The organism is Methanobrevibacter intestini, from assembly GCF_047402955.1.
GTDB classification, from domain to species: domain Archaea; phylum Methanobacteriota; class Methanobacteria; order Methanobacteriales; family Methanobacteriaceae; genus Methanocatella; species Methanocatella intestini.
This window is the reverse complement of record NZ_CP187956.1, coordinates 1943980-1958885: the sequence shown is the minus strand read 5'-3', so window position 1 is coordinate 1958885 and position 14906 is coordinate 1943980. Positions and strand designations below refer to the sequence as shown.

At 30.0% G+C, this 14906-nt stretch carries 2 protein-coding genes; both read right to left on the bottom strand.

Annotation, left to right across the window (positions count from 1 at the left end):
* Nucleotides 1-100: 100 nt before the first annotated feature.
* Complete coding sequence (locus ACMC9J_RS09150; protein WP_427003288.1) at nt 101-5851, bottom strand: beta strand repeat-containing protein; 5751 nt, start codon at nt 5849-5851, stop codon at nt 101-103.
* A gap of 225 nt (nt 5852-6076) precedes the next feature.
* A complete protein-coding gene (locus ACMC9J_RS09145; protein WP_427003287.1) occupies nt 6077-14770 on the bottom strand; it encodes a beta strand repeat-containing protein in 8694 nt (2897 codons plus the stop codon).
* Nucleotides 14771-14906 lie beyond the last annotated feature (136 nt).

Here is a 14906-nt window from a genome sequence, read left to right as displayed (position 1 = left end):
ATTCATTGCTACAATTAGCTAATCCCATATAAAAAATAGTTAAAAAATAATAAAAAAGTAAAAAAACTCTAAAAAAAGTAAAATAAAGTGAATATTAAATTCACTTAATTGTAATATTGTTTCCAACTTGGTATTCGTTCCAGATAGAAGTAATGATATATTTACCTGAGTTTAAACGTATATTCAAGTTAGCTATACCGTTTTCATCAGTTGTTTTATGGTAGAATACACCGTTTACATTAAATGATATGTTCTGCTTAGCTAATGCTTTGCCTTGACCGTCTAATGTTTGTGCAGTGAAATTGCTGCCGTCTAAGTATTTCATATCAAGATCTTTAGTAATCAATGTTGGCAATACTGTAATGTTGTTAGATACCCAACAGCCTTCGTATTCAGCTGTTACGATGTAGGTACCCGGACGTAACTTAATACCTAAACTGACAACTCCATTGTCGTCAGATACTCTTTGATAGAATACTCCGTTGATGTTGAAGGTTACTTCCTGACCCGCTGCTACTTTACCGTCTTTACCAATTACTTTAAGAGTATAGCTGGATTCATTTAAGTAATATTTAACCAAATCAGAGTTATCAACAAGTAAAGATTTGACAGTTACTTTATTTGAGTTTTCCTCACCGGTAACAAGGTTATAGTTGGTTATGATATATTCTTTAGGAAGCAGTTGGATGTTTAAAGTAGCTATACCTTTATCATTGGTAGATTTAGTATAGAAAACACCATTAATGTTAAACTTAACAGTAGTGTTTACTAAAGGATTACCATTACTGTCCATGAATAAAGCAGAGTATTGAGTTCCATTTCTAAACATTTTAACAATATCATTACCAATAACCGTTGATTTAACAGTTACAGTAGCATTAACTGCTGCCGCATCATAATCTTTGGTTCCGTTGAACTTAACTGTAATGTTGTATTTGCCTGGAACTAAATTAATGCTCATAAATGCACTACCATTCTCATTAGTATATTTAACATAATCTTTACCATTAATATTAAATATAACTGTTCCATTAACAATTGGATTACCTAAGTAATCAGTTAAAACAGCTTCAAGTTTTTCAGATCCTCCAAAGTATTTTTCCAAATCTTTAACAGTTAAATTAGCAACAGTTGATTTAACTACACTAACATTATATTCATTATTTAAACTATCATATTTATTATCTCCAGAGTAATAGACAGTTAAAGTGTGATTTCCTGGAGTTACTCCACTCAATGTTGCATCAGCTTTTCCATTTACAACAGCTGCAGTTTTTGTAATGTTTCCAATAGCAAATGTTACATTTCCAGTTGCATCACCATTAATCTCAAATTTAACATTAATATCTTCTCCAAAGACACTTTCATTATTAAAGGTAACATTTACACTTGGAGATGTTTTAACAATTATTACAGTTCCATTTAAGTAAGTAATCTTTTCAGCATATATATTTTTATAAATGGCTGAAACTATATATTCACCAATTGCATTAAGTGTACAGTTAGCACTAAATACACCATTATCATTTAAAGTAGCATTAATATCCATATTATCAACATTAAATGTTACTTTTCCAGGAATAATAATATTGTTACTGTCATCAACATGAACTGCAGTTAACTTAATCATTTTACCTGCTTCACAAGTAACTGTTTTATTATTTAAAATAATTACATAAGTTTCTGATAAAATGTATTTGGTATTTGAGATAGCCGGACCAATACAGTTAAATGAATTATTAGCTAATATTAATGTGTTTACATTTCTAACAACAAGACCCTCACGAATATTTTCAACAGTATTGTTAATTAAAACTGCATAACCTGCATTATTAACCAATAAACCAGGTTCTTTAAATGTGGAGTCAGTTATATTTAAATTACAATATTTGTTTTCTGTTTTGAATAAGTTTTTACCAATATTATTCACAAATTTAGAGTTTGCAATAGTGGTATTTGCAAGGTAAGTGTGTAAAACTGTATAATTACCAAAAATATACATAACTGAAGATTCAGTAGCTTCATTTCCTATAAATTCAGTTGTATTAATCTGCATGAATCCGTAATGATTTGAAATAGCTCCACCAGTGCTTCTAGCAAAGTTATTAATAAATTTAGAGTCACTGATATTAGTATATCCTACCCCATCACCATTGTATATTGCTCCACCTTCAGTACCTGCAAAATTATTTTCAAATGTTGAATTTTCAATTACAGTCCAGTCAATTTCAATAATATGATAGTCAGTTCCAATATATTCCCATACAGTATTGCCTAATGCTAATGCTCCACCATTTTCATCAGCAGTATTGTTAATGAATTTGGAGTTTGTAATATTTAATGGTGCTGAATGGTCATATATTGCACCACCAATTGGTTTAAATCCTAAACCTTTATCAATAGCTTTATTTCCTATGAATAAACAGTTATCAATATTAACTTGATCATTATTTATAAAAATAGCTCCAGCACAGCTAGCATTGTTATTAATAAACTTAGTATTAATTATATTTACTCCATTACCAGAAATTAAACTGCTGTATATTGCACCTGCATAATTTGATGCAGAATTATCTTCAAAAGTAGAATTAATAATAGTTAATTTACCATAACTTCCACCTTGTTGAATAGCTCCGGCAACACCCGCAGTTGCTTTATTATTTTTAAATACAGTATTTGTAATAGTTAAATTACCCCATGACTCAATAGCTCCAGATTTAGTTGCAGTATTGTTAACAAATGTACAGTTGTCAATATTTACAAATGAATTGTATTGAACATAAATAGCACCTGCATAATATGAATTTGAATTGTTATTTGTAAGTATCAAGTTTTTCAAGGTTAAATTTGAGCCTATATCAACACTGAATATTCCAGTATATCCTCCAAGTAATGTAACTGCTTTATCATTAACTGAAGTTATTGTAATATTTTTAATAACTTCCCATGGCTCAATCGGCATATATCTGTGACCGATTTCTATTTTTTTATTAATAATATAAGTTCCAGGAATTCCTTTTATAATATCATTTACACCAGATGCGTTAATAGCTTCTTCCAGGGTTTCGTATCCTGTTTCATTAATAAACCAATAATATTTCATATTTACTCTTAAGAGTCCTGTGTTGGTTTTTGCTGTTGTGTCACCTGAGAAAGTACCTGAAATTACATAATCTCCTGTATCGAAGTATTTATCTAAAACAGCTTTTCCGTTTATAATATCAGCTTCACCAATGTTTTCATTGTTTGCTGTGAAATTTAATTTTCCACCATTTATTGGATTGCCCATATCATCAGTAACTGTTGCAGTTAACTTAATTGTTCCGTTTTCAACTTTAACACTTTCATTATTTAGGAAAGTGACAACAGCAGTGCTGATTGCAGTTCCTTTAAAGTTAATAACTGCATTTTTACCACTCATTGTGTTGTTGGTTAAAGTAGCACTGGATGATGCTGTAATAGCTATTGCATTATCCATAAACTGATTATTTTTAATAATATTAGCTGCTATTCTACCATAAGTAATTATAGCATTTTCAGTATTGGAATTGAATATGTTATTTGAAATTACAGTTAATTTAGAAGTTCCAGCATAAATAGCTCCGCCATTATTGGAAGTGAAATTATTATTTTCAACATTTACAGTAGCAGTATTATACGCATCAATGTAAATAGCTCCACCCTGACCTGCAGAATTTTTCATAAAAGTGGAATTAGCTATCAAAGCATCAGACACCACACAAACAGCACCATAATACTCACCAGCATCATTATTTGTGAAAGTGGAATTATTAACTGTTAATTTTGCATCACTATAAATTGCTGATCCAAAATTATCAACATCCTCAATAAGTTTATTGTTTTGGAAAATAGAGTTAGTTACACTTAAAGAACCTGCAGCACCAGCTTCACAAGAAATAGCTCCACCGCAATTAGCTACACAGTCTTTAAAAATACAATTATCAACTAAAACATTACCTTTATCAATATAAATAGCTCCGCCTTTAGAATCATCTAAAAATCCATTCACAAAAGTTAAATTATATATATTAGAATTAGAGTTAATATTTAAGATTTGACCAGAATTAGAAGCATCAATAACAGTATTATCCTTAGATTCACCAATAATAGTTACAATTTTATTAATTGTTAAATCATACTCTTTATAAAGACCATTACGAATTATAATAGTTTTATTTCCACCTAAAGCTTCATTTTTAGCTAATGCAGCTTCAATAGTTTTTAAAGGAGAATCAGCAGTACCTTTATTTGAATCAGAACCAGTAACAGCTACATAAATTTTATCACCAGCATTTACATCAACATGGAATTTTAATGAAGTGATATTGGCAATATTTACAATTTCATCACCATTATTTATAGCTATGTATTTACCAAATCCACTATTATTGGAAACTGTAACAGTTGCAGGGTTTAAATTACCTAATAAAGTAGTTAAATCAATATTTAAATCAGGCATTCCATTATTTAAATCAGACCCATTATTAAGTTTAAAGTTTAGAGTAATTTCAGAAATGTCTCCAACTGAAATATCTTTAGAATTAATTGAAGCATCAAGTACAATCCAATTTTCAAGTTTAACTTTATATCCATTATTTAAAACAGGTTTTGTGTTATTTCCCCAAAAATTATAGTTTAAGTTTCCACTAATGCCACCAACATATAACAAAGGAGTATTATTATTAATATTATTATTTAAGAAGTTTGTGTAATTAATAACTATTTTACCAGAACGAGCACTGACAATCCCTGTAAATTCTCCATTAGTACCTGTTGCAGTATTGTTTATAAAATTACAGTTAGTAATCAATGTATTTGCATAAGTTATTACAGCTGCTGTTGAACCTTTATTATTTATAAAATTACAGTTATTCAAAACCAAATAATTTTTTTTGTCTTCAAAACTACCTGAAGTTGACCCCCTTAAAACAGTATCTGTACCATTAACAAAGTTTATTCCAGTGAAATTAAATACATTTTTTCCAAATCCTCCAAAGGATATTTTACCTGGAACTACAGTAACATTACCATTGCCCCTTATTGTTACACTTTTACCAATAGAATATTCAAGGTCGTAAATACCCTTATTAACAATAATCTCACATCCAGGACCTATTTCTTCACTTCTAACTAATGCTCTATAAATAGTAGCATATGGATTGTCTACAGATCCATTGCCTGAATTATCATTACCTTTAGTATCTACATATATTTTAACACCATTAGACACATCCGGAATTTCAATATCTGGAAGTGAAGTACCATTACTTACCACAGTCAAATATACTGAAGATGGTACTAAACCATCACTCGCCTTTTTAAACTCATCATATAAATCATCTTCAACTGCAGTGAATGTTATAATATACGGATCTTCTCTTGGTGTTAAACCAGTTAACTCAGAAGTTTTTAAAATAAGTGGTTCATCAGTACTGCCAATAAAAAAATCATCAATAGTATGTTCTACACCATTTCCATCAGTATATTTAGCTATGACATTTATATAATCATAATATTCGTATCCTTCACCATCTTCTTCGTACATATATAATGTACCTACAATAGTTGCAGACTGACCTTCTTTTACAGTAATATGGTCATTGTTAAATTCAATATATCCCTGTTTATCAGTATGATTGTCAACTCCAATGACACCACCATAATTTACATCTTCAACAGAAGTTTGAATTTCTCCTGTTTGTACATTATCTATAGCTACTTCATTCACAACTGTATTATTAATATCTGTTGCAAAAGAAGTAGGAATCAGAATAAACATTAATAATGCTAAAAAGATTATTAACATCTTATTATTTAGATTATCTTTCATTTTACATTCCTCTTAACATATTCAATATGTACAGCACAATTTTTTAAATAAAAATCGAAACACAATTGAACTGAAATGAATAAAAATTCATAACACTCTAAATTTTTGTTAAATTAACTATATATTATTTACCACATTGATAAATAGAATATAAAAAATAGATAAAATAAATAAACAAATATTTTAAAAAGAAAAAAAAGTAAAAGAAGATTTAAAATCCTCTTTCTAAGCAATTGTAATATTGTTTCCTGTTTGGTATTCGTTCCAGATAGAGGTAATGATATATTTGCCTGGGTTTAAACGCATGTTTAAGCTAGCTATACCGTTTTCATCTGTTGTTCTGTGGTAGAATACTCCGTGAACATTGAATGATATGTTTTGGTTAGCTAGTGGTTTGCCTTGACCGTCTAATGTTTGTGCAGTGAAGTTGCTGCCGTCTAAGTATTTCATGTCAAGATCTTTTGTGATTAATGTTGGTAATACTGTTATGTTGTTTCCAACTGCGTATCCTTCATACATTGAGGTTATTACGTATTTTCCAGGTCTTAAGTTAATGTTTAATGTAGCTGTACCATTAATTATCTGTTTGTGGTAGAATACACCGTTTATGTTAAAGGTTACGTTGGTTCCGTTAGCTAGAGATCCGTCTTTGTTGTATACTTTAACACTGAATTGTGATGCGTTTCTGTAGTATTTGACTAAGTCATGGTTTTGTGTGATTAATGGTTTTACAGTTACGTTAAATCCTTTTTCCTCACCAGTTACTGGATTATATGCTGTTAAGATGTATTCTTTGGCATATAATTTGATTCCAAGTTTAGCTACACCGGAAGCATTGGTGGTAGCGTTGTAGAATACTCCGTTTATGTTGAATCTAACAGTAGTGTTAGCTAATGGGTTTCCGTTACTGTCTAGGAATTTAGCAAAGAAATGAGTATCATTCTGGAACATTTTAACAAGATTATCACCTACAATAGTAGACATAACTGTAATATTAGACCTAACAGATATGTTGCCATAAGTAGTGGTGAGATTATAGAATCCAGGAACTAATTTAATACCCATAGAAGCATTACCATATTTATCAGTGACTTTAGTATAATTTTTACCATTAATAGTGAAAGTAACATTCACACCAACAACAGGATTACCCTCAGCATCAACTAAATTAGCAACAAGACTTTCATTACCCATATAATACTTAACAACATTAGGAACAGTTAAAACAACAGACTTATCCACAACAGTTACATTAGCTGAAACAGACTTAACATCATATTTATCATCATTATATGAAACAGTAATAGTATGATTTCCAGCAGTTAAATTAGTTAATTTAACAGAAGCAATACCATTAACTACACCAACAGTCTGATTTTTACCGTCAACACCAACAGTAACATTACCATTAGCATCTTTAGGTAAAACAACATCTACAATAACATCATTACCATCAACAGTAGTTGTGATATTCATGTCATATTTAGCTACTTTACTAACTGTGAAGTTAAATGAAGTTTCATTAGCTAAATAATTAGCATCACCATTATATTTAACAGCAACAACATACTTATCAGCTACCAAATCAGATAAAACAATGTCAGCTATTCTTTTATTGACATTAACAGTTTGATTTTTACCATTTACAATAATAGTTACAGTTCCAGTTGCATCATCAGGAAGTACAACTTTAATAGTTTCATTATCTCCAACATTAATGTTTCCATTGTATGTAACATTAATAGGAGCATTATATTTAGCTATTTCAATTGTAGTATTTGATTCTTTAGTTATGTATTTATCATCACCAGAGTAACTGGTAGTAATATTATATTTTCCTGGTTTTAAATCAGAAATAATAACTTTAGCAGAACCATTTTCTACTTTAGCTGTGTAATTATTGTTGTTTACTTTAACAGTAATTTCACCAGTAGCATCTTTAGGTAAAACAACATTTACAGTAACATTTTCATCAACTTTAACATCAACATTGAAATCAAATTCAGATACTTTGCTAACTGTTATAGATCCAGTTGCATTAGCTTTATTGTATTTATTATCACCATTGTATGTAGCATGGATTGTGTAAGTATCAGCAAGTAAGTCTTTAACAGTTAAAGTAGCTTTACCATCTTTAATTTCAACAGTTTCAGTTTTATCACCAATTGTGATTATTACATTACCAGTAGCATCATTAGGAACAACTACATTAATAATAGCATCCTCACCAACCTTAATATCACCAACATCTATTGAAATTGTTGAATCAACTTTAGAAACTTTAAATGAAGTACTGTTACTTGAACTTAAATACTTAGCATCACCATTATAAGTTGCATCAACTGTATAATCACCACTAGCCAAATCTTTAACAGTTAAAGTAGCTTTACCATCTTTAATCTCAACAGTTTCAATCATATCACCAATAGTGAAAGTAACATTACCAGTAGCACCAGAAGTAACGCTAACTACAATAACAGCATCCTCACCCACTTTAATATCATCAGCAGATACAGTAATTGAAGAAGGAAGTTTATTTACATTAAATGTATAAACTGCACTGCTTGTTAAATACTTAGCATCACCATTATAGGTTGCTTCTATTTTATAATTATCTGCAGTTATGTTTTCAATAGTTACAGTAGCTTTACTGTCTTTAAGTTCTACAACTTGTGATTTACCATTAATAATAACAGTAACATTACCAGTAGCACCAGAAGTAACACTAACAGTCACAACAGCATTTTTACCAATTTCAATATTATCTACAGAAATATCAACTTTTGATTCAACTTTAGAAACTTTAAATGAAGAACTGTTAGATGAAGTTAAATACTTAACATCACCATTATAAGTTGCATCAACTGTATAATCACCACTAGCTAAATCTTTAACAGTTAAAATAGCTTTACCATCGACAATATTCACATCTTTAGATTCACCATTAACTGTAATAGTAACAATTCCAGTAGCATCATTAGGAACAACTACATTAATAATAGCATCCTCACCAACCTTAATATCACCAACATCTATTGAAATTGTTGAATCAACTTTAGAAACTTTAAATGAAGTACTGTTACTTGAACTTAAATACTTAGCATCACCATTATAAGTTGCATCAACTGTATAATCACCACTAGCCAAATCTTTAACAGTTAAAATAGCTTTACCATCTTTAATCTCAACAGTTTCAATCATATCACCAATAGTAAAAGTAACATTACCGGTAGCACCAGAAGTAACACTAGCTACAATAACAGCATCCTCACCCACTTTAATATCATCAACAGAGATTGTGATATTAGAAGCAACTTTTGGAATGGTTTTTGTAACATTAAATGTTAATTGATCAAGAGTACTTTCTCCTACAGCAACATTAATTGTTTCAGTTCCATTAACATTAGCCTTGTAAGTAGTTTTACCTATATTATTGCTTATTGTAACAGTTTGTGGGTCGATAACTCCAATAGTAGGTACAACATTAACAGTTAAATCAGGCATTACACCAGCTAAATCAGTGAAGTTTTCACCGTCTGCAGTAAGTTCAAATTTAAGATTTACATCATTAATATCGCCAGTGTAAATATCTGTTGAGTTAATTGATGAATCAAGTACTACCCAATTATTAGCTGTTGTTCTGTATAATTTTGTATTTGGATTATCGTTTGAACCCCAATAGTTGTAATCAACATTGCTTTTTACTGAAGTACTACCAAAGTAAATTAGATATTTGCCTTTTATAGTGTTATCAGCAAAGTTACAATAGTTCATATATAAACTACCGCCATTATCAATAAAGATTAAAGCTTGATTATATGTGTTAGTACCAGTAGCAGTATTATTAATGAAATTACATCTGGTTAAATTAAGATTTAAATATGAACCATATACTATTCCTGTTGGTGCATAATTATTAATGAAATTACAGTCAGTTATATTTATATTTGGAGTATTATAACTTGAATAACCTGAAACATATATAACACCTGGAGAAGCAGAATAACTAGATGAAGAAGTATATTTAACATTTGCAAATGTTAAATTAATTAAATTAACAGTAATTCTGCCACTAATTGAAAATACATAAGGACTATAACTTGAAGCAGTTCTATTAATTATAACATCACCAAGACCAATAATAGTTAAATCTTTAGATATTAATGAATAAGAAGTGAAAGTATAAACTCCACTATAAACATAAATTGTATTTCCAGCTTTAGCCTGAGATATTGCTCTATCAATAGTTTTATAAGGTTTTAATCTGGATCCATCATGACCATTGTAATCATCACCAATAGCATCTGATACAAAAATTTTACCTTCTACAGATTTTCCAACAGCAAATTTCAATTCACTTAAAACATTGCCGTTTACAGTTACTTTTACAGTCTCATTACCTTCTGTAGTAGCTGTATAAGTTGTAGTTGCTTTATTATTGACCATAGTTACATTAACCTGACTAACTTTACCAATAGTTGGAACATAACTAATAGTTACATCAGGCACTGTTTTATTTAATGCTTCAAAGCTTGTACCATCATTAGTAAGTTTAAATTCAGAGATTATTGGAGCTTTTTCACTAGCATTAATATCTGCTGTATCAAGTTTTGAATCAACAATGATCCAATTATTAATTGTGATTCCATTATCTACTTTTGAAACAGGTTTATCATTAGTTCCCCAGAAGTTGTAGTCAACATGTACTCTATCATAATAACTAGACTTAGCTGAAATAGCTTTACCTTCATCTAAAAATACAGAATAAGTAACATTTAATGAACCGCTTTGAACGCTGATAGTAGCTTTATCAGCTGGTGCTTTATTATTTTCAAATACACAACCCTCAATTGTAGTTGTTCTACCATTCATTCTAATAGCTGCCCCATCACCATAATCACCAGTAAGAGTATTATTTCTAAATACTGAGTTTATAATAGTACTATCAGAATGAGTTTCAATAGCTGCTGCATAATTAGCTTTTCCATTAATGAAAGTACAATTTACAACAGTTAAATTATTATTTCCATAAATACTTTTTCCGCCAGCATTATAAATAGCTCCACCGGAAGTTGTTGCAGTGTTATTTATAAACCTGACATTGGCAATATATGCATTAGCATCATAACCAGTCCAGGTAGTACCCATTTGTATAGCTCCACCATAATTAGCATTACCATTAGCTAATGTTAATCTGGATATGTTAAAGTTTACATTGTTAGCTGTAACAGCAAATATATAATTAGTATTATTTGCATCAATTACAACATTATCTCCCATACCAACAATATTTACATCAGCAGTTAAGTTAAGAGCTGATTCATAGTAAGTACCGTCAAATATGAAAATTGTGCATTTTCCATTTGTAGCTTTAGTTAAAGCTTTAGCTATGCTTCTAAATGGATTAATTTTAGATCCGTCACCAGTAGTATCGCTACCGGTAGTAGCTACATAAATATGAGTAGGATCAGTGTCTATAACTTCAAAGTTGAGGCTAACAACCTCTTTTCCTGCTAAAATACTTAATTTTTCCATACCATCTTTATTTGCCTGATATTTGAAAGTTCCTTCATTATTTGATACAGTAACTTTTTCAGGGACAAATGTATTTCCTAAAGCAGATTGTAAATCAAATGTTAAATCAGATACAACCGTGTTTAAATCAGTAAATGTTTTACCATCAGTAGTTAACATGAATTTAAGATTTACATCATAAGTTGAACCTGATAAAATAGTATCATTACTCATGGTAGGAACAAGAACAATCCAGTTATTTAATTTAATACTATATGATACTGCAGGTTTATTATTAGATCCCCAGAAGTTATTATCAACAGTTCCGGATGAACCGCTTACAAGATAATTAACACCACAAGTATTGTTTAAAAATATTGAATTATTGATATTTATTGCATTACCTGAAATAAGATAAGATCTAGCAACATTATTTATAAAACTACAATTATTTATATTAAATGAGAAGTAAGAACCAGTAACTATCCTATCAACAGTATTGTTAATAAATTTACAATTGTTTAAATTAAGAATTCCATTTTTATAATAACTTCCGCTTGCCTCTATATCTCCTCTTGTACCTACAGGTGCGTTAATTAAAGTCAAGTCATTGAAAGTTATGTTAACAATATCATTAGTAGAAATATAAAAATGATATTTATCAGTTGTAAGTACAACTTCACCATCTCTAGCAGTTATAGTTACTCCTTTTTTAATCATAATTGCAGAATTAGAGTGATATGTTCCAGCATAGACGATGATTTCCTGATTTCCACCAAGTTCTTCATTTTTAGCTATAGCTTTGTCAATAGTTGCAAAAGGTTTAGCTTTAGAACCATCACCAGTAGTATTACTACCAGTAGTAGCCACATAAATTCTTCCGGTTTCATCTTCAGTTACAGTGAAAGTTAATGAAGTAACAGTGTCTGCTGCTTTAATGCTGATTTTTTCAGAACCTTCTTTATCAGATTTATAAGTTCCATTACCTATGTTGTTACTTAATGTTACAGTAGGTGTAATAGTTCCTAAAGTAGCATCTAAATTAAAGGTTGCATCAGGCATTGCATCAGCTAAATCAGTGAAATTCTTACCGTCAGTAGTTGATTTAAATTCTAAAGTTATTTCATGATTATTTTCAGCAGTTACTGTTCCGTCAACTTCATCTTTTAAAGTTGGAACCACTACAACCCAGTTATCAACAGTTATACCATCAGATACAATTTTATTATTTGGTTTATCATTGCTTCCCCAGAAGTTATTGTTAGCTATTACAGTAGGCTGTGGAATTTCATCCCAACCGTCCTGTTTTGCAGGTGCTGCATAAATACATGAAATAGCTGAAGAACTTGATGCAGTATTTTTATTTCCTATGAAATTAGAGTAAGAAATAGTTAAACTGGCACCATGACGAACACTAATAATACCATTAAAATCACCAGTTGCACTAGTTGCAGTATTATTTATGAAATTACATTTACTAATTGTTGTTGCACCATAAAGACTCACAACACCAACAGTTCCTTTATTATTAATGAAATTACATTCACTAATAGCTAATGTTCTACTATCAGTACCAGAACCAGAAGTAGACATACCAATAGCTCCTTTAGTAGCATTAGCAAAAGTTAATCTAGTCAAATTAACCTTTTTAGCACCAGTACCAATATTAAGAATATAATTATTACCAGCAGGTGTAATAACAACATTATCTTTACCAATAATAGTTACACTTTTACTTAATTGATAATCACTAAGAACATAATTACCGCCAGAAACAATAATAGTATTGGTTCCGTCATTTGCATCTAAAGCTTTAGCTATAGTTGCATAAGGATTAGTTTTAGAACCATCACCAGTAGTATCACTACCAGTAGTAGCTACATAAATAGAACCTGGAATATTTAAATCAACATTAAAATCAATTGAGCTTACAACTTCACCATTGTAAAGAATATTAACTTTTTCTTTACCGTCTTTAGTTGCAGTATAAATTATATTTCCAGTATTATTAGCTATTGTAAAAGTTTTAAAATCAAGAGTTCCAAGATTGGAAGTTGCATCAACAGTTAAATTAGGCATTGCACCAGATAAATCTGTAAAAGTTTTACCGTCAGCTGTAGATTTAAATTGAGTTGTTATAGTTGCTTTATCACCAACACAAACATCAGAATTGTTAATGGAAGTAACTAAAGCTGCCCAACTTGATGCATCAACTTTACCATAATAGGAATCTTTAGAAAGTCCGTCATTAGATCCCCAGTAATTATCTTTTGCATTTAAAGTAGCACTACGTTCATTATCAATAATGGATTTACCCCTAGTTAAAATATTATTTAAAAATATGTTATTAGTTAATTCAAAGCTACCTGAAGCTGCAGCACAGATTATACCATAAAAATTAGCTGAACCACTACCTGGAGCAGTATTGCCTATAAAAGTACATCCATTAATAACAGTTCTGACACCTGACTTTATAATATTATAAGTACCTGTGTTATTTGCAAATGTACAATTATATACTCCTAAACTACCTGATCCGCTGCTGCCCATACTAATAGCACTACTAGAATCTTTACAATTAATAAAAGTTAATCCTATTAAATTTATATTATTACTACTACTTGCAGATATAGCTCCCTTTGTATTCTTTTCATCAATAATAACATTTCCTAAAGCTTTAAGAGTAATATCTTTATTAATAAATTTAGCAGCAATTGAATAAGTACCTTCACTTATAAGTACAGTATAACCTCCGCCATTTGCAGAATTTACATCAATAGCTTTAGTTATAGTTGCATAAGGTTTATCTTTAGATCCGTCACCTGAAGTGTCACTACCAGTTGGTGCAACATATAAAAATTTCTCAGCAACAGGACCTATTTGAACAGTTAAAGGATTAAAATTAGTAGAAGATATATACGCCTCGCTCAATGTATATTCATCAGGATGGAATACAAGAGTATTTCTCCCATTAACTAATTTGTCACTTACTGTTTTTAAATCAAACTCAAAAGAGTCTGCATCAGCTGTAACTCCATCAATTTCTATACCATTAGAAGCTCCATTAATGTAAACATACATAGAATCAGAACCACCAATCCAATCCAAATACTCAGAATCAACAGTAACAGTTATGATTTTACTTTCACCAGAAGTATATTCAACACTGTCCGGTGAAGGAGTTGATTCATAATCATAGGCTCCTCTCAATACATTTTTGTCGTTATTGTTTTGTGATATCACATCATTATTGTGTCCAGCTGAAACACCAACCAGATTACTAGTATTTTCTATTACAACATCATCAGAAGATTGTATAATTGTATCTTCTGCTGACACACTTACATCATCTGCATCATCAGTAACATCAGCTGCAAATGAAGTAGGAATTATTATAAGCATCATCAATACAAAAAAACAAAGTATTAAGTGCTTATTGAATTTTAACGACATTTCTCTAGTTTCTCCTAAAAAATTATTACAGTAATCCATTTTTTTAATTAAAATAAACTACAGTGAAATGAACATAAATTCATAACGT

What these genes read in the sequence shown, in the direction of transcription:
- ACMC9J_RS09145 (WP_427003287.1), bottom strand. Translation starts at nt 14,770, where the DNA reads ATGATGCTTATAATAATTCCTACTTCATTTGCAGCTGATGTTACTGAT.
- ACMC9J_RS09150 (WP_427003288.1), bottom strand. Translation starts at nt 5,851, where the DNA reads ATGAAAGATAATCTAAATAATAAGATGTTAATAATCTTTTTAGCATTA.